Annotated in this window: 17 protein-coding genes and 1 pseudogene; 11 read left to right on the top strand and 7 right to left on the bottom strand. The window is 67.9% G+C overall.

Features of this window, described 5'->3' with window-relative positions; genetic code table 11:
- Window positions 1-43: 43 nt before the first annotated feature.
- The 6 genes from DY245_RS31155 to DY245_RS31135 form a co-directional block, all read right to left on the bottom strand.
- Window positions 44-880, bottom strand: a complete 837-nt coding sequence (locus DY245_RS31155; protein WP_244943382.1) for an ABC transporter ATP-binding protein — start codon at window positions 878-880, stop codon at window positions 44-46.
- Window positions 853-1,797, bottom strand: a complete 945-nt coding sequence (locus DY245_RS31150; RefSeq protein ID WP_181923957.1) for an ABC transporter permease — start codon at window positions 1,795-1,797, stop codon at window positions 853-855. Before DY245_RS31150 ends, DY245_RS31155 begins: the two co-directional genes overlap by 28 nt.
- A gap of 244 nt (window positions 1,798-2,041) precedes the next feature.
- Window positions 2,042-2,125, bottom strand: coding sequence for a putative leader peptide (locus DY245_RS48465; protein ID WP_381393783.1), 84 nt, complete (start codon window positions 2,123-2,125; stop codon window positions 2,042-2,044).
- A 190-nt stretch (window positions 2,126-2,315) separates the two neighbouring features.
- Window positions 2,316-3,719: a xylulokinase gene (xylB, locus tag DY245_RS31145; protein ID WP_128510544.1), complete on the bottom strand. Its 1,404-nt coding sequence runs from the start codon at window positions 3,717-3,719 to the stop codon at window positions 2,316-2,318.
- A gap of 49 nt (window positions 3,720-3,768) precedes the next feature.
- Window positions 3,769-4,767 carry a zinc-dependent alcohol dehydrogenase family protein gene (locus DY245_RS31140; protein WP_128510543.1) on the bottom strand — a complete coding sequence of 333 codons (999 nt, stop codon included), beginning with the start codon at window positions 4,765-4,767 and terminating at the stop codon, window positions 3,769-3,771.
- Between the two features lie 74 nt (window positions 4,768-4,841).
- On the bottom strand, window positions 4,842-5,648 hold the full coding sequence (locus tag DY245_RS31135) for a DeoR/GlpR family DNA-binding transcription regulator (protein WP_128510542.1): 807 nt from the start codon (window positions 5,646-5,648) through the stop codon (window positions 4,842-4,844).
- A gap of 157 nt (window positions 5,649-5,805) precedes the next feature.
- On the opposite strand from DY245_RS31135, the gene DY245_RS31130 reads away from it, so the two are divergent.
- From DY245_RS31130 to DY245_RS31090, 10 genes and pseudogenes are all read left to right on the top strand, one after another.
- A complete protein-coding gene (locus DY245_RS31130) occupies window positions 5,806-7,152 on the top strand; it encodes an MFS transporter (protein ID WP_128510541.1) in 1,347 nt (448 codons plus the stop codon).
- A 77-nt stretch (window positions 7,153-7,229) separates the two neighbouring features.
- Entirely contained in the window at window positions 7,230-8,180 is a 951-nt protein-coding gene (locus DY245_RS31125) for a sugar-binding transcriptional regulator (RefSeq protein WP_128510540.1), read from the top strand.
- 170 nt (window positions 8,181-8,350) lie between these two features.
- A pseudogene (locus tag DY245_RS47010) lies at window positions 8,351-8,554 on the top strand (sugar ABC transporter substrate-binding protein); the annotation flags it as partial.
- 1 nt (window position 8,555) lies between these two features.
- Window positions 8,556-9,772 (top strand): ABC transporter substrate-binding protein (locus tag DY245_RS31120; protein WP_244943380.1); only part of this gene is annotated, 1,217 nt, incomplete at its 5' end.
- Between the two features lie 52 nt (window positions 9,773-9,824).
- Window positions 9,825-10,721: a carbohydrate ABC transporter permease gene (locus DY245_RS31115; RefSeq protein ID WP_128510569.1), complete on the top strand. Its 897-nt coding sequence runs from the start codon at window positions 9,825-9,827 to the stop codon at window positions 10,719-10,721.
- Entirely contained in the window at window positions 10,718-11,590 is an 873-nt protein-coding gene (locus DY245_RS31110) for a carbohydrate ABC transporter permease (RefSeq protein ID WP_128510538.1), read from the top strand. The genes DY245_RS31115 and DY245_RS31110 overlap by 4 nt, the downstream gene beginning before the upstream one ends.
- Window positions 11,591-11,868: 278 nt before the next feature.
- Entirely contained in the window at window positions 11,869-12,345 is a 477-nt protein-coding gene (locus tag DY245_RS31105) for an ATP-binding protein (RefSeq protein ID WP_128510537.1), read from the top strand.
- Window positions 12,346-12,679: 334 nt separating this feature from the next.
- The gene (locus DY245_RS31100; protein ID WP_244943379.1) at window positions 12,680-14,419 is read left to right on the top strand and encodes a PKD domain-containing protein; all 1,740 of its coding nucleotides are present in this window, start codon (window positions 12,680-12,682) and stop codon (window positions 14,417-14,419) included.
- Between the two features lie 550 nt (window positions 14,420-14,969).
- Complete coding sequence (locus tag DY245_RS31095; protein ID WP_128510535.1) at window positions 14,970-15,929, top strand: LysR family transcriptional regulator; 960 nt, start codon at window positions 14,970-14,972, stop codon at window positions 15,927-15,929.
- A 219-nt stretch (window positions 15,930-16,148) separates the two neighbouring features.
- Window positions 16,149-18,152: a collagenase gene (locus DY245_RS31090; protein WP_128510534.1), complete on the top strand. Its 2,004-nt coding sequence runs from the start codon at window positions 16,149-16,151 to the stop codon at window positions 18,150-18,152.
- Window positions 18,153-18,238: 86 nt separating this feature from the next.
- Here DY245_RS31090 and DY245_RS31085 read toward each other — a convergent pair whose 3' ends face one another.
- Window positions 18,239-18,661, bottom strand: a complete 423-nt coding sequence (locus DY245_RS31085; RefSeq protein ID WP_128510533.1) for a YjbQ family protein — start codon at window positions 18,659-18,661, stop codon at window positions 18,239-18,241.
- Window positions 18,662-19,443: 782 nt separating this feature from the next.
- Between DY245_RS31085 and DY245_RS31075 the strand changes: the two genes are divergently transcribed.
- A partial coding sequence (locus tag DY245_RS31075) for a phage tail sheath family protein (RefSeq protein ID WP_147318382.1) occupies window positions 19,444-20,618 on the top strand: 1,175 nt, incomplete at its 3' end.

The following is a 20,618-nucleotide window of genomic DNA, read 5'->3' as shown; positions in this document are numbered from 1 at the left end:
AATTGCGGTGCGTGGTGCGTGGTGTGCGGTGTGGAGGGGGACGTCAGGCGGCGACGGAGGTGTCCGCGTGGGTCCCCGGCTCGGTCTCCCTGGCTTCCGGGCCCTCCTTGCCCTCCACCCCCAGCCGGTCCAGCAACCGGGCGCGCAACGCCCCGAACCGCGGATCGGAGACATCCCGCGGCCGCGGCAGATCCACCGCGGTCTCGTACGCGATCCGGCCGCCCTCCATCACCAGCGCCCGGTCGGCGAGCAGCAGGGCCTCCTCCACGTCATGGGTGACCAGCAGCACCGCGCAGCCGCGCTCCTGCCACAGCTCGGCCACCAGCCGCTGTGCCTTGATCCGGGTCAGCGCGTCGAGAGCACCGAACGGCTCGTCCAGCAACAGCAGATCGGGCTCACGCACCAGCGCACGGGCCAGCGACGCGCGCTGCGCCTCACCGCCGGAGAGCGTCTTGGGCCAGGCATCCGCCCGGTGGCCGAGCCCGACCTCCTCCAACGCCCTTATCGCAGCGTCGCGTTCGGGTCGGCCCGGCAGCCCCAGCAGCACATTGCGCCAGACCCGCTTCCAGGGCATCAGCCTCGGCGCCTGGAACGCCACCGCCTTGCGGCGAGGCACCAGCACCCCGCCGTCGATCTCCCGGTCGAGCCCGGCCAGCACCCGCAGCAGCGTCGACTTACCGCATCCACTGCGTCCGAGCAGTGCCACGAACTCGCCCGGCCGGATGGTGAGATGAAGGTCGTCGATGACGGCCCGGTCGCCGAAGGACCGCACCAGCCCGCCCACCTCCACGGCGGCACCGGAGTCCACGGGCCCGGGATACGGGCGCCGCTCGGGCTCGGTGTCGGTGTCGGTCACTGACCCGTGAACGTCGGTCGCCATTGCAGCAGCAGCCTTTCGAGGGTACGTACGAGGAAGTCGGCGATGAGCCCGAGGATCGCGTAGACCACCAGGCACACCACGATCACGTCGGTGCGGAAGAACTCCCTGGCCTGGTTCATCAGAAAGCCGAGGCCGTCATCGGCGTTGATCTGCTCACCGAAGACCAGCGCGAGCCATGCGGTGGCCAGCGAGTAGCGCAGCCCGGTCATGGCGTTCGGCAGCGCACCGGGCAGCACCACATGCCGGATCAGGCCCCATCGGCTCAACCCGAGCGAGGTCCCCGCCTCGACCAACTGGGCATCCACACCACGGATTCCGGCATAGACATTCAGATACAGATGGAAGGCGACCCCGAGCGAGATCAGTGCGATCTTGGGCGCCTCACCGATCCCCAGCCAGATGATGAACAGTGGAATCACGCCCACCCACGGGATGGAGCGCAGCATCTGTACGGTCGCGTCGATCAGATCCTCGCCGAGCCGCGACAGCCCCGAGGCCAGCGCCAGCACCACACCCGTCATGCCACCCAACAGCAGCCCGACGGCCACCCGTTGGAGGGATACCAGCATCGCCGAGGGCAGCGCCCCGTCCGAGACCAGATCGCCGGCGGTGGCAGCGATGGTGCCGGGCGACGCCAGGATGTCGGCCTCCAGCACACCGCTCGCGCTGAGCACCTGCCACAGCACCAGCAAGGCGAGGGGCCCCACCGTACGCCGCAGCCATCGCGGCACCGACCGCCGCCGCCCCGAGACCGGAACCACACGAGCAAGCTCAGGCCCGCCACCGCCATCCGCGACGGTCACACCCCTCCGTACCTCCTCCCGTTCCCTCGCCTCACCTTTCGCGAGAGAGCTCTGTACTGGTCCGGCGGATATATCGGGTGGTGCATGGCCGGCCACGGCCTGATCGACAGTCATGAACACTCCACGGGCAGGGAGGAGGGGAGAGGAGGGGGAAGAAGAGAAGGTGAGGGAACGCCTCTTCGCGCAACGACATGCGCACAGGCGCCGGACGGAAAAGCCGGCGAAAGACGAGGGCAGCAGCTGCTACCGGGCAGCGCCGAGCACCCAAGAAGAAGGTCACGCGCTCCGAAGGGGGAAACGGAATCCCCGAAACGGCCGCGAACAGCGGCCTCGAAGAGCCGCGAAACCTAGAACAGCATCAGCAGCCGCGGCGACACGCGGCAGAGGCCACCCGCACCAGGTCGATGTGACCGCGCGTGGTGAGCAGGGCTGATGTAGACATGCCGCCGAACGTAGCGGTGCCCTCCGAGAGGGGTCAAACGTCGTCTCGGCTGGTGGACCTTTGTTGCCGGAGCATGTAGGCGTCGTTGCGCACGCCCCCTGCGGGCCTGCGGACCGGACCGGATGATGGTCGCGTCCGGCAGACAACGGTCACCCGAGGAAGGACAACCGAACGTGACGGCCCTCCGCGGTCATCCGTACACCATCGACCGGGCGTGAGCGTAGGACTCACGGATACGGCGGCCGGCGGAGGCATCGGTCGGTGCGGGGATGCGGCGTGTAGCGGCGAGTGGCCAGTGTGGTGGCTCGGGGGTGCCTGCGAGGGTCCAGGCGGCCTGGCGGGCTGCGCCCAGGGCGACGTACTCCTCGGGTTCGGGGACGGTGACCGGGATGCCGAAGATCTCGGCGGCGATCTCGCCGACCACGGGAGCCTTGGCCGCCCCGCCGATGATGAGGACCCGCCGGGCGCTGACGTCTTGGGCCCGCAGTCTGTCGAGGGCGTCGGCCATGTTGCACAGCATGCCTTCGACGGCTGCCCGGGCGAAGTTCGGCGGGTGCATGTTCGCCTTGCGCATGCCCATCAGACTGCCGGCGGCCTCGGGGAGATTGGGGGTGCGTTCCCCGCCCAGGTAGGGGAGCAGGACCAGGCCGCCGGAGCCGTGCTCGGCCTCGCGGGCCAGGGGGTCGAGGTCGTCGAGTGCGATGCCGAGCATGCGGGCGGTGGAGCTCAGGACCCGGGCGGCGTTGAGGGTGCACACCAGCGGCAGGAAGCGGCCGGTGGCGTCGGCAAAGCCGGCGACGGCGCCGGTGGGGTCGCCCACGGGGTGCTCGGAGAGGGCGAAGGCGGTGCCGCTGGTACCCAGAGAGATGACCACGTCGCCCGGCTGGATGCCCAGTCCCAGGGCTGCGCCCATGTTGTCGCCGGTCCCCGGTGCCACGAGGGCCCCGTGCGGCGTGCGGCCGGCCGCCTCGTACGGGCCGAGCACGCGGGGCAGTTCGGGGGTGCGGCCGTCGAAGGCGAGGGCGAGCAGGTCGCGGCGGTAGGCGCCCTCCGCCGGTGACCAGTAGCCCGTACCCGAGGCGTCCCCCCGGTCCGTGACCGGTTCGGCGCGCGTACCGGGGCCGCCGCACAACTGCCAGGTCAGCCAGTCGTGCGGCAGCAGCACCCGGTCGGTACGGTCCGCGCGCTGCGGCTCGTGCTCGGCGAGCCAGCGCAGCTTGGCGACGGTGATGGCCGCGACCGGTACGGTGCCGACCGCCTGGGTCCACTTCTCCGGCCCGCCGAGGTCGTCGCCGAGGTCGGCCGCGGCCTGCGCGAAGCGGGTGTCGTTCCACAGCAGCGCGTCACGCACCGGCTGCCCGGACGCGTCAAGGGCCACCAGGCCGTGCTGCTGCCCCGCGACCGCAAGGGCATCCACATGTTCCAGGAGGCCGTTGCCCGCTTCGAGGAGCGCCTGCCACCAGGCTTCGGGGGCGACCTCGGTGCCATCGGGGTGGGCGGCGCGGCCCCGGTGGAGGACCTCCCCGGTGTCGGCGTCGCAGACGACGACCTTGCAGGACTGGGTAGAGGAGTCCACCCCGGCAACTGTGGGCATGACGTTGTCGCTTCCGCTTCCGTGCAACGAGACGAGATGGGAGGGGAGTTCAGGGCTGCGGGCGGATCTGGATCTTGCGGCCCGAGCCGTCACGGAACGTCTGGAGGGCGGCGCCGAAGTCGTCCAGACCGAAGCTGTGGGTGATCATCGTGTCGGCGTCGATGACTCCCTTGGCCATCAGGTCCACGGCGCGGCCGAAGCTGTGCAGCACGGCCATCGACCCGACGATGGTGATCTCGTCGTTGTACACGCTGAACGGCGAGAAGGACGCCTTGGCGGCGGACGGCGCGACGCCGAACTGCTGGAAGGTGCCACCGCGCCGCACCCGGGTGAGGCCGTCCTCGATGACGGGGATGACGCCGGTGCAGTCGATGACGGTCTCCCAGCCCTGCGGCCGGTCCAGAGCGGAGGCGCTCACCGCGGTGGCGTCCGCGCCGAGGCGTTCGGCGATCTCCAGCCGGTCCTTGTTGATGTCGACGACCGAGAGGGACGCCGCGCCGGCTGCCTTGGCGAGCTGAAGCATCATCAGGCCCATGGTGCCCGCGCCGTAGATGAGGTAGTGGTCGCCGAGGCGGCGCGGCAGGACGTCGAAGCCGCGTACCGCGCACGACAGCGGCTCGATCAGCGTGCCCTGCGCGACGTCGATGCTCTCGGGCAGCCGGTAGCAGTTGGCGGCCGGCACCTTGACGTACTCGGCCATCGCGCCGTCCACGGTGTCGCCGATCGCGCCCCAGTTCTCGCACAGGTTGCCGTGCCCGATCGAGCAGTAGTGGCAGGCGCCGCAGAAGAGCGACGGGTCGACGGCGACCTGCTCGCCGGTGCGCAGACCGCTCACTCCCGCCCCCAGCGCGACGATCTCGCCGGTGAACTCATGGCCGGGAATGATCGGGTACGGGGTGGGCGCGAACTCCCCCTGGACGATGTGCACATCGGTGCCGCAGATGCCCACCGCGGCGGGCGCGACGATGACCTCGCCGGGGCCCGGGGTGGGGTCATCGACGGTGGTGACCTCGTAGTGCTCGGGGGTGTGGATGACGACAGCGCGCATGGATCGGGCCTTTCTCGGGGGATGCGCTCGGGGGAAGGAGCTCGGGGACGCGGGGAGCCTCGGCTCGGGCCGGCTCAGCTGTGCGGATCGTCGGGGCGGACCTCGACGGTGCGGATCTCGACGCCGAGGTCCCGGACGGTCCGGAGTTCGCTCTCCGGGGTTTCGGCGTCGGTGACCAGCAGGTCGTAGCCGCTGACATCGCCGTAGGGATAGGTGGCGGTGCGGCCGAACTTGCTGTGGTCGACGGCCAGTACGGCGCGGTCGGCGGCCTGCAGATACGCCTGCTTGGTCTCCGCGTATTCGCGCACCGGGTGGTAGAGCCGGCCGTCGCGGACCGAGGTGGCGGTGACAAAGGCGACGGTGGCGCGGATGTCCTGCAGCTGACGCCGGGTCTGCGGACCGGCGCAGGACTCGAAGTCCTCGTAGAAACGGTCACCCAGCAGCGTCACCTCGGCCGGCGACGCCGCCAGGAGGTAGGTGATGCGCAGCGAGTTGGTGATCACGCGGATCCCGTCGACGGTGGCGAGCCGGCGGGCGAGCGGGAAGAGCGTGGAGCCGCAGTCGATCAGCACCGTGTCGCCGGGGGCGACCTCTTCCACGAGCGCGTCCGCGATGGCGGTCTTGACCTCGACATGGGCGTTCTCCCGGAAGCGCAGTGCGCTCTCCATGGCGATGTTGGAGAAGGCCGTCGCCACTCCGCGCCCCTTGCGCAGCAGCTGCCGCTCATGGAGGTTGTCCAGGTCCCGGTGCATGGTCATCACGCTGACGCGCATGCGCGCGGCGAGGTCGGCGATGCGGATCTCGCCCTCCTGGGCGACATGGCGCAGCACCGTCTGCCGGCGCTCCTCGACCTCGGCCTCGGAGCCGCGGCTCGCTCTCATCGTGGGCACCCCCCGTTCGTTTTCCGCGGCGGTCTTCGCCGTGCTCTCACCCTAGAACATCACACACTTTATGTGAAGCTCTTGAAATTCTCTGTGAGGTTGTTCAGTCTGATGGCCACGTACGGGCGAACGCCCGGCCCGTCAGGAGGTCCCCCTCGTGCTGCGCACACCCCAACAGTGCGATCCGTCGCTGCCCCGTCCCGCCGTCCTTGGGATCCCCCGAGCCCTCATTTGGGGATATATCGGCGTCCTGCTCTTCATGATCGGCGACGGCGTGGAGACCAGCTATCTGCCCACGTACTTCAAGACCGACCTCGGCTTCGCGGAGGCGAGCGTCGGCATCATCTTCACGGTGTACGGAGTCACCGCCGCGGTGGGCGCCTTCCTGGCGGGCGGGCTCTGTGACCTGTGGGGGCCGCGCCGGGTGATGATGGCCGGTGCCATCTGCTGGGCGGTCTGCCACGCCCTCATGCTCGCGGTCGCCGTCCCCGCCCACTCCTACTGGCTGATCCTGTTCAGCTACGGCCTGCGCGGCTTCGGGTATCCGCTGTTCGCCTACGGATTCATGGTCTGGATCATGGCGGGCGCCCCGGAGCGTCAGCTCGGCAAGGCGCTCGGCTGGTTCTGGTTCTGCTTCACCATGGGCTACCCCGTCATCGGCTCCGTCCTGGTCTCGCTCCTCAAGCCCACGATCGGCTTCTACCGCACGCTGTGGGTGTCACTCGCGATGATCATCGCGGGCGCCCTGGTCGTCCTGTTCCTGCTGCGCGAACGCCAGGGATTTCAGGGCCTGTCCCGTGGGTCCGAGCGCGTCAGCCTGCCGCGTACCTTCCTGGGCTGTTTCACCGTCATGTTCGCCAGGCCGCGCGTCGGCATGGGAGCTGTGGTCCGGCTCATCAACACCACATCGCAGTTCGGCGTGTGGGTCTTCATCCCGCTCTTCCTCGTCGATCAGGTCGGCTTCAGCGCACAGGAGTGGGCCTCGCTGCTGATCGTCATGATGGTCAGCAATCTCGCCTGCGTCGTGCTCTTCGGCGCGCTCGGAGACAGATGGAGCCGGCGCAAGACCGTCGCCTGGCTCGGCGGTGTGGTCTCGGCGCTCGCCTGTCTGGCGCTGTATTACGTCCCCGCGATCACAGGCCACGACTTCCTGCTCGTCGCGATCGCCGCGGGCGCGCTGGGCGTCGGCATGGCCGGATACGTCCCCTTGCCGCCGCTCATGACCTCGCAGGCCCCGGAGCGCAAGGGCCAGATCATGTCCGCCTACACGCTGGGGGCCGGCGCCAGCATGGCCTTCGGCCCGCTCATCGGCACGGTCTTCATCGGTGTGATCGGCATCGGCGGGGTCATGTGGATCTATGCCGCCCTGCACCTGCTCAGCACCGTCCTCGTGCTGTGCCTGAAGACGCCCGCGCCGCCCTCGGAACCCGGGGCTCGCACCGTCGCGCCCCAGACGGAGCGGCAGGCAGTAGCGGCGTTGACAGCACCCTCCGGGGAGTTTTAATGGGAGGAAAGGTGCATATGAGAGATAACTGCTCATTCGAGCAATGACTCGCAGCGTGCAGAAAGGCCAGGGCTGATATGCGCGCACACCACACCGGCCCGGAGTACCTCGTTCAGACAGCTGCGATGGCCCGGCGGTTCTATCTCGAAGGCAAATCCAAGATGGAGATCGCCGAGGAATTCGGCATCAGCCGGTTCAAGGTGGCCCGGACGCTGGAGTCCGCCCTCCGCGACGGCTTGATCCGCCTGGAGATACGCCTGCCCGCCGAACTCGACGCCGGTCTCTCCGATGCCCTGCGCACGCGATACGGCCTGCGGCATGCCATCGTCATCGACTCACGGCACGCGGTCCCGGACGATTCGGTGCAGGCCACCCGCCGCCTCGGCGCCGTCGCCGCCGACCTGCTCGCCGAAATCGTCACGGAGAACGATGTCCTGGGGCTGGTCTGGGGTCCCGAGATCGAGGCCCTCGGCCTCGAACTGACCACCCTCGCCCGATGCACGGTCGTCCAACTGTGCGGAGTGACCCCGCTGCGCCCCGTCAACGCAAACGCCGTGGAGGCGGTCCGCCGGGCCGCCACCATATCCAGGGGCGTCGTCTACCCCATCTACGCACCGCTGCTGCTGCCCGATGCCACGGCGGCCCGGATGCTGCGCGAGCAGCCCGGCATCGTCGATGCGGTCAACCACTTCAGCCAGGTGACCAAGGCCGTCGTCACCGTCGGCGGATGGGGTCCCGGGCTCTCCACCGTGTACGACGCGCTCAGTGACGCCGAGCGAGAGGATTACCGGCGCCGGGGAGTGTGCGCCGAGGTCGTCGGCGAACTGCTCGATGCGGAGGGGAGCGTCATCGCCCCCGAACTCACCGAACGGATCGTGGCCATCAGCTTTGACGAATTGCGCAAGCTGCCCGAGGTGATTCTCATGGCCGACGGCATCGAACGGGCAACCGCTGCCTCGGCGGCGCTGAAAACCGGCCTCTTCAACGGCGTTGTCACGGACGCCAGGGTTGCCGAGAGCCTGCTCTGAAACCATGCACCTCTGCGCTGCTGTCCGCGGGCGCGGGGGTTCTTTGCTCCATTGGAGGGAGTGCGCACGGAATCGGGCATTCCTACTGCGGTAACGGGTGCGGGCACAGCAGCTGACCCGGGATATAAACCTGGTGCGGGCAGAAGCGGGCGGGGTGAAAGGTGCCAGCCGTGAGAGCACGACCCCGTGGAAGGCGCGGCCGACGCCACCCCGGTCGCATCGTCCGGCAGACCGCCGTGGCGCTGGCCGTGATCTTGGCGGCCGCCGGCTGCTATCGGGGCGCCGGCGACGTCGGCAACAGCGGCAGGGACACCATCAATGTACTGATGGTCAACAATCCGCAGATGGTGGATCTGCAGCGGCTGACCGCCGATNAGATGGTGGATCTGCAGCGGCTGACCGCCGATCACTTCACCAAGGAGACCGGCATCAAGGTGAATTTCACCGTGCTGCCGGAGGACGATCTGCGCGACAAGATGAGCCAGGACTTCTCCAGCCAGGCCGGGCAGTACGACGTGGCCAGCCTCAGCAATTACGAGACACCGATCTATGCCCGCAACGGCTGGCTGACCGAGCTGGGCACACGTGCCGCCAAGGACCCCGCGTTCGACCAGGGCGACATCCTCACCCCGGTCCGCCAGTCCCTCACCGCCGCCGACGGCAAGGTCTACGCGGAGCCCTTCTACGGCGAGTCCTCGTTCCTGATGTACCGCAAGGACCTCCTCAAGGCCGCCGGGCTGACCATGCCGGCCCGGCCCACCTGGCACCAAGTCGCCGCGATGGCCGCCAAGTTGGACGGCATCCGCAAGGGTGTGAAGGGCATCTGTCTGCGCGGCCAGCCCGGCTGGGGCCAGCTGATCGCCCCACTGACGACCGTCGTCAACACCTTCGGCGGAACGTGGTTCACCAAGGACTGGCAGGCGAAGGTCGACAGCCCGGAGTTCACCAGAGCCACCCAGTTCTATGTCGACCTGGTGCGCAAGCACGGCGAGCCGGGCGCCCCGCAGGCCGGCTACACCGAGTGCCTCAACGATATGCAGCAGGGCAGGGTCGCCATGTGGTACGACGCGACCGCCGGTGCCGGTTCGCTGGAGAGCAGTGACTCGGAGGTCGCGGGCAAGGTGGGCTACGCACCGGCGCCGGTGGAGCGGACCGCCGTCTCGGGCTGGCTGTACACCTGGGCGTGGGGGCTCCAGAAGGCCAGTACGCACCAGGAGGCGGCCTGGAAGTTCATCCGCTGGGCTTCGAGCACGTCCTACGAGCGCTTGGTGGGCCGCGAACTGGGCTGGTCGAAAGTGCCCGGCGGCAAGCGGGCCTCGCTCTACCGCGACCCGGAGTACACCAGGTCCGCCCGGGCCTTCGCCGGTCCGACCGAGCGGGCCATCAGCTCGGCCCGTCCCGACAACCCGGGGGTCCAGCCCCGCCCCGTGCCCGGCATCCAGTTCGTGGACATCCCCGAGTTCTCCGACCTGGGCACCAAGACCAGCCAGGAGATCAGCTCGGCCATCGCCGGCAAGCAGAGCGTGGCCGCCGCACTCCGTCACAGCCAGCGACTGGCAGAGGAGGTGGCCCGTGCCTACGCAGGCCACTGACGCATCGGCGCACGGCCCGAACGGTGCTTCGCACGCCCGCGGCCGTACGACCATGGACCGGGCCAGGGCGCGGGCTCGCCGTGCGCCCCTCCTGCCCGCGCTGGTCTTCCTCATCATCGTCACCCAACTCCCGTTCGTGGCAACGGTGGTGATCTCCTTCCTCCGCTGGAACGCGCTGGCGCCCGAGAACCGCGGCCTGGCCGGCTTCGACAACTACCGGGCCGTCTTCACCGACCCCGCGCTGCGCAGCTCGGTAGGGACCACGATCCTGCTGACCGTGACCGTGGTGCTGGTCAGCCTGCTGCTCGGCCTGGGGATTGCGCTGTTGCTCGACCGGGGCTTCCGCGGCCGCGGCATCGTCCGCACGCTGCTCATCACGCCGTTTCTGATCGTGCCGGTCGCCGCGGCCCTGTTGTGGAAGCACGCCCTGTTCAACACGTCCTACGGCTTCCTCAACGGCGTGCTGACGTGGCTGTGGAGCCTGTTCGGCAGCGACAGTCCGCCGCAGCCGGACTGGATGACCAGCACCCCGCTCGCCGCCGTCGAGGTGGCGCTGATCTGGCAGTGGACGCCGTTCATGATGCTGATCCTGCTCGCAGGGCTGCAGAGCAGGCCCGCCGACGTCGTCGAGGCCGCCCTCGTGGACGGCGCCTCGTCCTTCGACATCTTCCGCTATCTGACCCTGCCGCATCTGCGCCGCTACCTGGAGCTCGCCGCCCTGCTCGGGACCGTCTACGTCGTCCAGAACTTCGACGCGGTCTTCACCCTCACCTCCGGCGGCCTGGGCACCGCCAACCTGCCGTACACCATCTACCAGACCTTCTACCAGGCCCATGACTACGGACGGGCGTCCGCACAGGGCGTCGTCGTCCTGCTGTGTTCGCTGGTCGTGGCCACCTTCGCGCTGCGCAGCGTCTCGTCCCTGCTGCGCGAGGAGAGCGTCCGATGACCAGAGTGCCGCGCGCCGCACGCCGGCTGCCCGCTCCCGCCCGCCGCCGACGTCGCACAAGCGCATATCTGAGCCTGCTGGCCTGGCTGTGCGGTCTGCTCTTCTTCCTGCCCGTCGCCTGGATGGTGCTCACCTCACTGCACAGCGAGACGGACGCGGCGACCAATCCGCCCAGCCTCGGCGCTTCCCTCACCCTGCACGGTTACCGCGAATTCTTCGGTGAGGGCAGCGGCATCAGCCCCTGGCCGCCGCTCATCAATTCGCTGACCGCATCGCTGGTTTCCACGCTGCTGGTCCTCGCCCTCGCCTTCCCCGCCGCCTACGCCCTGTCCATCAAACCGGTACGCAAATGGCGCGATGTCCTCTTCTTCTTCCTCTCCACCAAGATGCTGCCGCTGGTGGCCGGACTGCTCCCGGTCTATCTCGTTGCCCAGCACACCCATTTGCTCGACACCATCTGGCTGCTGGTCATCCTCTACACCTCGATGAACCTGCCGATCGCGGTATGGATGATGCGCTCCTTTCTCGCCGAGGTCCCGGTGGAGATCCTCGAAGCCGCCTCGATCGACGGCGCAGGCCTGGCCACCACGCTGACCCGCATCATCGCCCCCATTACCATGCCCGGTATCGCCGCAACGGCCCTGATCTCCTTCATCTTCAGCTGGAACGAGCTGCTCTTCGCCCGGGTACTGACCGGCGTCGTCGCCGGCACCGCGCCGGTATTTCTGACCGGCTTCGTGACCAGCCAGGGCCTGTTCCTGGCCAAGGTGTGCGCCGCCGCCACCGTCATCTCCCTCCCGGTGATCGCCGCCGGATTCGCCGCCCAGGACAAACTCGTCCAGGGCCTGTCGCTCGGCGCCGTGAAATGACACCGACCGCCGCCTCCGACCACCACCCGAAGGTGCCCGGCTGACCGGCCATCATCGATCCACTGCGCACAGTCACCCCCGGCGGAGGAGACCGCTCGAAACTGCTCGTCTGAGCACAATTCGCTCATGTTTCAAAAGGGCTTACCCAAACCATTGACATCACTTTCTGCGGATCTTTAATGGAAGAGCAATTAGATATATGAGCTGTGGTTGCTCACATGAGCAAAAGCTGCAAATCGTGTCGATTGCACGCCCGGCTTGCTTGAAGGGTTAAGAAAATGACTGCTGTGGCTGAATTCGCCATCCCCCGAGATGCCGAACTTACGTCTGTCTCGCTCACGTTGCCGGCAGTCCTGCCCTCCGCCCGGCAAGCGCGGGCCTTCACCGCAAATTCTCTGGGACGGTGGGGCGAGAACGAAGAACTCATCGAAGCGGCCGTGCTGATCGTCTGCGAGCTGGCCACGAACGCCATTCGCCACGGAGCCCGGCTGCCGGCCGAATGCGGGCGCGCGCGAGGACCCGATTCCGTGATCGTTCTCAAGCTGACACTGGAACCCGAGGTGCTGCACATCGAGGTGCACGACGGGTCCGCGATTCTGCCGGTCCAGCGTACGGCCGCCCATGACGAGGACTGTGGACGCGGCATGCTGATCATCAACGCGCTCGCCGAATCCTGGACATGCGGCCAGGACCCCGAGGGCGGCAAGTGGGTCCGCGCGACTCTCTCCCGCGCCCCCGACGCTCTCCAGGGCTGATGTGAACCGGGCTTGAGCCTGCCTGTTCGTCACAGCACTACTGATCCTTCGGCCGAGCCAGCAGACGACGTCACCCCACACGAAGTCTTCGGCCCGTAACTGCGGGTAAGTGATCAGTTTCACTCGGTATGGGACCCCGCTCGCGGTCCATGTCGGCGTCCCGACTGTCATCATCCCTACCGATGCGGAACTCAGTTGATTCCGCACGGACCGAAATGACAGCGAAAACAGGGGTGTTGGCGTGAGATTAGCGTGGTCGCGGTGGGCTTTGCCGAGGCGGGCGGGCACCGGCGCGGGTTCCGTTCCGAGCAGGCCGGGGGTGGCCCGTCGCTCGTTGGCGGCGAGGCGTTTCGCGGCGGTCGGCGCGGCCGCCGTGCTCCTCGGCCAGCTCCTTGGCGGGCTCCCCGCCGCGGCACAGACCAGCGCCTTGCCGGGATCGGCGTTCCCTCTCGTTCTCGACGTGGACTTGACGCCGAATCCGGTGTGCAGCGGAGCCGTACACGGCCGGGTGCAGGTCTACGACCCCGCCGCGGCGAAGGCCGGAGCCACCGTGGAGTGGCGGGTACGCGCCGGTGAGGAGCAGCTGGCCGGCGGGCGCCTCGCCATGGCCGCCAATGTCGGCACGGCGGAGTTCAGCATCCCCTTCGACCGGGTGCCCGCAGCCGAGACCGCCCTACAGGTCGACGCCCGCATCGCCGCCTCGTCCGGCGGCCATGCATCCGGCCGCTATGGCAAGGTCTGGCGGGACACGATACGCCGGGGGTGCAACCCGGTCCGGGTGGCGTCCGTCGGTGACTCCGTAGTCTGGGGGCAGGGCCTGGACCACGACCAGAAGTTCCCTTACCTGACAGGTCAGTTGCTCGGTCGTGAGACCGGCCGGGGCGTTCAGCACATGGACTACTCGATCTCCGGCGCGGTGCTCGATGCGCCCGAGCTGCCCGCGGGCAATGATGACGCGGCCTGTCTGCGCACGACGGAGAAGCAGGACCCGGACGGCGACGGGGAGATGGAGTTCGGCGAAGTCACCCAGCAAATGCCGGACGTGTTCTGCCAATTGGAAAAGGCGGGCGCGCAGGCACGGGCGGGCGGCTACGGTCTCGATCTGGTCGTGATCAACGGGTGCATCAACGACCTCGACCCCTTCTTCGGCATCGGCGTCGGCATCACCCCCGGCTCGAAGAACCTGCCCGAGGCAGTGAAGCGCGAGTGCTCCGGCATCGGCGCGGCAGCGGAGAACCCGGCCAAGGACGTGCCCTACTTCAGCGGCGCGAAGGTCGGATACGGCGGACGCGGGATGCAGGCGGCGATCGAGAAGGCCCATTCCCTGCCGGGGCGGCCGAAGGTGATCGTGGCGGACTTCTACTACGCGCTGAGCCGCAGCAGTTCTCCGATCCCGGTGCGGACCTGTTCGACCCCGGGAGTCGCGGGAGCGCGGCTGACCTCGTGCAAGAGCGCCCTCGGCAGCGTGGCCGAGCGCTACGAGCAGTACACACAACTGGCCAATGCCGCCTACCATCAGGCGGCGGCCGCCGCCAACAAGGCGTCCAAGGAGGGTCCGTATGCGACTGCGGCCGACGGACTGTTCACCGTGGACAATGCCCTTCTCACCCGGGACTCCAAGGTCTGGAACACTCCGGTGACCGACCCGGCGTTCCCGCTGCGCACACGGGCCTGCCCCGAACTGAGCGCGACTCCTGTGCAGTGCCTGAGTGCGGCCGTCGGTCATCCCGACATCGAGGGCGCCCGGCAGTACGCCGACGCCTTTCTCCTCAACCCGAGTGTTCGCGAGTGGTTCCACCTCCCCCGGCAGGGACCCCGGGCGCGGCTGAACGTCCCGGAGAAGGCGCACGTCGGCAGTGAGGTGCCCATGTCCGTGACGGTGGACGGAAAGCCGCCCGCCGTCGGGTACCGCTACCACTGGTACTTCGGCGACGGTACGCAGCGGGAGACGAACGAAGCGGCCGTCACGCATGTTTACGACCGTGAGGGGCCCTGGCTGTCACGGCTCGTGATGACCGGCCAGGATGGAAGGAAGGTCCTGGTCGAGGCCGCCGGGGCCATCACGGCGAACTGAAGGCTCCGTCCAAGGGGGCGGCTCGCAGATGCGGGCCGCCCCTCGGCCGCGCCGAGACCTGATTTCGCCGCATCGACGACAATCGGGGCGAGGGCTGGCAGTCGACTGTTCCTGCACGACCACGCCACAACACCGTTGACCGTCTCCGCGCTCGCCGGGTCCAATCTCGATCGTGCACAGTTGGCCCACCTCTCGGGATGCAGCACCGCAGCCGGCCGAAACCTCCGCCGCGCAAGATCCATCGAGTCCGTGGCACCCCCCCCATATCTCCCAGTCGTTCGCCCAGCCGATGATGTGGCCCAGGAGAAGGACGGCGCGGCCATGTGGTCACCGCACTTGTGCCGGGTGGCTCATGGCGTACCGGCGCTTCTGCGACCGCTTCGTGGCCTCGGACGTCTTTGGGGCGCACCCGGCCCTGGCGCGAGCGGGCAGAGAACGATGAGGTGGGCTTCGACGTCGAACTGTCGGACGAGTGCCGCACGCCCGGGGCCGCCCCGCGGTGGCACCGGACGGTTCGGACAGGAGCAGCACGGACGGGAGGAGTGTGGGCATGGAGTTGGAGCTTCGGCACCTGAGAGTGCTGTGTGCGATTGCCGATGCCGGGAGCGTGGGCCGGGCCGCCTCGGACCTGGGGTACTCGCAGCCGGCCATGAGCACCCAACTCCAGCGGATTGAGCAGTACTTCGGCAATCCGCTGTTCGAGCGGAACACCTCGGGCGTGGAGCTGACGCGGTACGGCACGGAGGTCCTGGCTCAGGCCCGCGACGTCCTGGCCCGCGCGGCCGCGATCGGGAGCCGACCGGCCGCAGACGGTGCAAGCACGCGCCGCCCCCTCCGCCTGGCCGCGACCAACTCGCCGGTCCTGGCCGGCATGCTCATCCGGCTCCGGGGCCGACTGCCCGATCTCGCGCTCACGGTGAGCAGTGTGTATCCGTCCTCGGAGATCGTCGAGCTCCTGGAGCACGGTGAGGTGGACGCCGCGATCGCCGCGGACTACCCCGGTCGTGAACTGCGACACTCGGCCGACGTGGCGCACCGCGGGATCGTCACCGAGCCGTCCTTCGTTGCCCTGCCGGCCGGGCACCGGCTCCGGCACTGCTCCGAGGTGGCGCTCGCCGACCTGGCCGACGACGCATGGTTTCTGACCCCGGACGACGGGGCCGGCTGGCCGGGAGTGTTCTACGCGGCCTGCCGGGCGGCCGGGTTCACCCCGGCGGCGGTCCACGAATTCCTGGGTGACCAGCAGCAGTTACAGAAAATGATCGCCGAAGGCATCGGAGTCTCCATCGTGCAAGCGACGCTCCGGCCGATCCCCGACGTCCTCGTCAAACCGCTGGTCGGCACACCCCTGTGGTGCCGTTATGTGCTGGCCTGGCGACGCGAGAGCCTTGCCGACGAGGTAGCGGACACGCTCTTCGGCTCCGCCGCCGCGGCATACCGGGCTCTCATAGGACAGTCTCCGCACTTCCGGACCTGGGCCTCCCGAACCTGGAGCGTGGCCAGGCCATAGAGCTTGGTTCGGCGCCCACCACCCCCTGTCATTGGTCAACCGAGCTGTGTGGAACCGCCGTTCGGCCCGCCCGCCGTCAAGACCTTCGGCCCGGATGTTATGGCGCACTCGGCCGATGTGCTATGTCACACCTTATTGTCGGCGGTCAGTGTGCGCTGAGAAGGTGCCACTCACGCCTCAGCTCGATCCCGAGGCGCATCTGTCCACGAAGGAGCATGGATGCGCTACCGCTTCCCCCTGCCCAGGTATATGGCCGGCGGACTGGCCGCCTGCGTCGCCACGGCCGGTCTGCTGGCCGCGCCGGCACAGGCGACGCCACGCTCGCCGGATGCCGCCCGGGCCGGCACCGCGTCCCGGACCACCCCCCACCCCGTACCACCGACCGGCTCGACAGTCGGCGCGAACGAAAGGCCCGCACTACAGGGCCGACCGCTCGGCGTCGCCCAGCTCCCCCCGCTCAACGCGAAGAATCCCCCCACTTCTTCGACTGCGGCGGCACAACAGAAAGGCGGCGCGAAGCACGGTGCCGCGGCCTCCTGCAGCCCGTCCGACTTCGGCGGCCGGACCGGATCCGAACTGGTCACGTTCGTCAAAGCCTCGACCACGGACTGCGTCAACACCCTGTTCAGCGTCACCGGCAAAGACGCGCACGACGTCTTCCGCGAGGACCAGATGGTCACCATAGCCAACGCCTTCCAGAGCGGGGCGACGGCGTATCCCGGTGACAACGCGGACAACGTGTTGCAGCTCGTGCTGTTCCTGCGCGCCGGCTATTACGTGCAGTCCAACCATCAGGACGATGTCGGCGACTACGGCCCGACCCTGGCAGCGGCCAGCCAAGGCAGTCTGGACGCCTTCTTCGCCAACTCGCACTCCAAGGACGTCACTTCGGGCAACGGTGATGTCCTGAGCGAGGTCATGATCCTCACGGACAGCGCCAACGAGCAGGCCCGCTACCTGAACACCTACAAGGAGGTGCTCAGCGGGTACAACAGCTCGTACGACGACATCCCGAGCATGCTGGCCGCCGTCAACAACGTCTACACCCCGCTCTGGCGCGGGAACTGGAACCCCGACTACGTCAAGGCGGTCACGGCCGATCCGAGCATCATCGACACCCTCAACACCTTCGCGCTCGACCACCTGGACATGCTGGGCACCGACAATTCCTACCTCGACTCCAACGCCGGGATGAACGTCGCGCGGTACGTCGAGCATGCGGCCCTCCAGGAGAAGGTCCGGCCGCTCATGAAGGGCCTGCTGGACGCCTCGAAGATGACCGGTCCGACCGCGCCCCTGTGGGTCACCGTCGCTTCCCAGGCCGACGCCTACGACCAGGCTAACTGCTCGTACTTCGGCGTCTGCGACCTGTCCGACCAGCTGACCAAGGCAGCGCTGCCGGTCACCCACGACTGCGATGCGACGCACACCATCAAGGCGCAGTCGCTGACGGCCGAGGAGCTCGATGCCACCTGTACCAGCATCCTGAGCCAGGACGCGTACGTCCACGACCTGGTGAAGGACAACGGCCCGATCCCCAACCAGTACGAATCGACCATCCAGCTCGTCGTGTTCGGCAGTCGCAGCGACTACCAGACCTACGCCGGGGCCATCTACGGCGTCGACACCAACAACGGCGGCATCACCATGATCGGGGACCCCACCAAACCCGACAACAAGCCCATGTCCATCATGTACCAGAGGAGCGACGACAACGGCTTCCCGGCCCGGATCTGGAACCTCAACCACGAGTACACGCACTACCTCGACGCCCGTGACGACATGAAGGGCGACTTCGGCCAGCAGACGGCGGTTCCGGACGTCTGGTGGATCGAGGGCCTCGCCGAGTACATCTCGTACGGCTACCGCAAGATCACCGACGACGAGGCGGTCACCGAGGCCGGCAAGCACACCTACAAGCTGAGCACGCTCTTCCAAAGCACCTACGACAACAGCGACGTGACCCGCACCTATCCCTGGGGCTACCTCGCGGTCCGCTACATGTTCGAAAAGCACCCCGAGGACATCGCCACCATGCTCGATCACTTCCGGACCGGCGACTACGCAGGCGGCTACGCCGTCTACAACACCGATATCGGCACGCGCTACGACGCCGACTTCGACTCCTGGCTCACCGCCTGCGCGGACGGCGCCTGCGCCGCCAAGCCAGGGTCGACGACCACGCCTTCGGCGCAGCGGTCTTTGGCTCGACCGTCCACCTGACCGGCAGATCCACCCAGCCCGGCGGCGGCACCATCACCGAACGGTGTGACACTTCGGTGATGGTGCCGTCTCGCTGAAGCGGCGCCCTAACCGAGGAAGCTCAATCGGATCTGACGGTCCGTGTTGCTCGTGTTCGTGTCGACCAGGCAAACGGACTGCCAGGTGCCGAGTGCCATGCGGCCCGCGACGACCGGGAGGGTCACGTGCGGGGGGACGAGGGCGGGCAGGACGTGGTCGCGGCCGTGGCCTGGGGAGCCGTGGCGGTGGCGCCAGCGGTTGTCGGCCGGGAGGAGGTCGTGGAGGGCCGCGAGGAGGTCCTCGTCGCTGCCCGCTCCCGTCTCGATGACAGCCAGACCAGCCGTTGCGTGGGGCGTGAAGATGTTGAGGAGTCCGTCCCGGTCCGGAGCCACCTCCCGGAGGAACGACGCGCATGCGTCGGTCAGGTCGAGCACGGTCTCCATGGAGCCGGTGGTCACGTCGATGGTCCGTGTAGTGAAGCTGTCAGCCATGGGTCCATCCTCGCGCCAAGGCCCCTCCCCGGCGGTCAGGGACGAGCCGGTGTCGTCCGTGAGCCGGGCTGTCAAGGGTCCGTGCGATATGGCCGTTGTACATCGCGGCGAAGTTTGGGGCCGGGTTTTGTACGCATACGGCTCATGAGGGACACCGGGGGATCCTGCTTAACTACGGGAATGGCCCCGAGAACTGATAGAGATCGGAAGCAGCCGCAGTTCGAACTGCGGTGTGGCGGACTCCACTTGACCATTCAGCGAGTCCCCGTATGGCTGATCACGCTGATCACCACGGCCACTGGCACCGGGGCCGCCTGGTGGACGAGCCGATAGATCGCTTGCCATAGAAGTGACGCAGTATCTGACCAGTTCCGGGCGGACCGCAGACGTCAACGATCTGCTTTCCAAGACGCTTGGATATCGGGTCGGTTTTGTGTGTCGCAGGAATCCGCAAAGGGCTTGGACGGTCCCTGCGTTCACCCCGGTACTCGAATGGGGGCCAGCGGCAAACCCCGCGCTTGGACGCCGTGCCCAGGCGCCGACGCACGCTGAGGTTCCCGGTACCCCTGTAACTACGCCCCCGCCACGGAGCTGAGAGCCGCCGCACGTGCAGCCGGTGGAATGGTCGTACGTATGCGTGGGATCCGTGTGGGCAAGCGACATGTGCTCACGCCGGCGGGTGAATACGGGACGGTAGCCGATCGGGGTACGGGGAGGAGAGGAAGGCGCGGGTACTGCTTCCGTCTGGTGCACCTACCGCCTAGACAGGAAGGGCCCGCCCTATGTCCCCAGACCTTGCCCCCGGAGTCTTCGTCAAGGAACTTCCGAGCGGAGTCCGGACCATCACCGGAGCGGGTACGTCGACGCCGGCGTTCCTCGGGTATGCGGTCACCAAACCTGTCGCGGCTCCACCCGTCAAGGTGCGGAGCTGGAACCAGTACGTCGAGGCGTACCACTTCCGTACGGACCTCACCGAAGAGCAGATCGCGGAAGAACTGGATCGACTTCGGCCCCTCGCCGCGGATTTCGCGGAGGCCGACCGGGCGCTGCGGGAAGAAGCCGTCCCGAGCAAGATCACCGAAGAGCGATACAAGGCCTTCGCCGACGTGAAGAAGCGTTTGGGGGCGGGGCAGAAGGTCAGTGAGGAGGAGAAGGAAGCGGCGAACGCCACCGCGAAGACCCTTGAGGGGGCAACGTACACCGCCTGGGAGGTTGCCGGGAAGCCGTGGTGGCCCGTCGCCGACCGGTTCACCGAACTGGAAAGCCTCTCGGACTACTTGCCGCTGTCCGAGAGATACGCCCTGGCGGAGGCGGTATACGGCTTCTTCGCCAACGGGGGTACCGAGTGTTACGTCGTCACCCTTGACCCTGACAACGATCTCGGTGCCGAACTCACCGCTGCCACCAGCCTGGAGAAGCTCAAGGCCCTCTCCGACGTGAACATGGTTGCGGTGCCGGACCTCTGGACGAACAGCCAGGATGTCGCCACCGGGGGCACAAACATCGAGAAGGTCGTCGCCCACTGTGTGAAGATGCGCAACCGTCTCGCGATTGTCGAGCCGCCGGACGATTTGAATCCCAGTGAACTGGGTCCGTTCATCCAGAAGCTGGCCTCCCCGAACTCCGACGACTCCGCGTTCACCGCCGTCTACTACCCATGGGTCCGCGTCCCTGGCGTCAATGCGCAGGAGCGGACCGTGCCGCCGTGCGGCCATATGGCGGGTGTCTGGGCCCGTACGGATGCCGAGCGCGGTGTCTTCAAGGCTCCCGCGAACCAGAACATCAGGGGAGTGCTCAGCATCCCCACCCTCCTCACGAACGGGCAGCAGGGCGACCTCAACGAAAAGGGCATCAATTGCCTTCGGGTCTTTCCGGACCGGGGTTTGTTGGTGTGGGGTGCGCGGACGCGTTCGTCGACGCGGGACTGGCAGTACGTGAATGTGCGGCGGTTGGTGTG

Origin of the sequence: Streptomyces inhibens, assembly GCF_003389455.1 — a bacterium.
Classification (GTDB): Bacteria; Actinomycetota; Actinomycetes; order Streptomycetales; family Streptomycetaceae; genus Streptomyces; species Streptomyces inhibens.
The sequence above is the reverse complement of the archived record's forward strand: the minus strand, read 5'-3'. Positions and strand labels throughout refer to the sequence as shown.

Excerpts from the sequence above, each read along its gene's own strand:
- DY245_RS31155 (WP_244943382.1), bottom strand. The coding sequence starts at position 880 with ATGGCGACCGACGTTCACGGGTCAGTGACCGACACCGACACCGAGCCC.
- DY245_RS31150 (WP_181923957.1), bottom strand. The coding sequence starts at position 1,797 with ATGACTGTCGATCAGGCCGTGGCCGGCCATGCACCACCCGATATATCC.
- DY245_RS48465 (WP_381393783.1), bottom strand. The coding sequence starts at position 2,125 with ATGTCTACATCAGCCCTGCTCACCACGCGCGGTCACATCGACCTGGTG.
- xylB (WP_128510544.1), bottom strand. The coding sequence starts at position 3,719 with ATGCCCACAGTTGCCGGGGTGGACTCCTCTACCCAGTCCTGCAAGGTC.
- DY245_RS31140 (WP_128510543.1), bottom strand. The coding sequence starts at position 4,767 with ATGCGCGCTGTCGTCATCCACACCCCCGAGCACTACGAGGTCACCACC.
- DY245_RS31135 (WP_128510542.1), bottom strand. The coding sequence starts at position 5,648 with ATGAGAGCGAGCCGCGGCTCCGAGGCCGAGGTCGAGGAGCGCCGGCAG.
- DY245_RS31125 (WP_128510540.1), top strand. The coding sequence starts at position 7,230 with ATGCGCGCACACCACACCGGCCCGGAGTACCTCGTTCAGACAGCTGCG.
- DY245_RS31115 (WP_128510569.1), top strand. The coding sequence starts at position 9,825 with ATGGACCGGGCCAGGGCGCGGGCTCGCCGTGCGCCCCTCCTGCCCGCG.
- DY245_RS31110 (WP_128510538.1), top strand. The coding sequence starts at position 10,718 with ATGACCAGAGTGCCGCGCGCCGCACGCCGGCTGCCCGCTCCCGCCCGC.
- DY245_RS31105 (WP_128510537.1), top strand. The coding sequence starts at position 11,869 with ATGACTGCTGTGGCTGAATTCGCCATCCCCCGAGATGCCGAACTTACG.
- DY245_RS31095 (WP_128510535.1), top strand. The coding sequence starts at position 14,970 with ATGGAGTTGGAGCTTCGGCACCTGAGAGTGCTGTGTGCGATTGCCGAT.
- DY245_RS31090 (WP_128510534.1), top strand. The coding sequence starts at position 16,149 with ATGCGCTACCGCTTCCCCCTGCCCAGGTATATGGCCGGCGGACTGGCC.
- DY245_RS31085 (WP_128510533.1), bottom strand. The coding sequence starts at position 18,661 with ATGGCTGACAGCTTCACTACACGGACCATCGACGTGACCACCGGCTCC.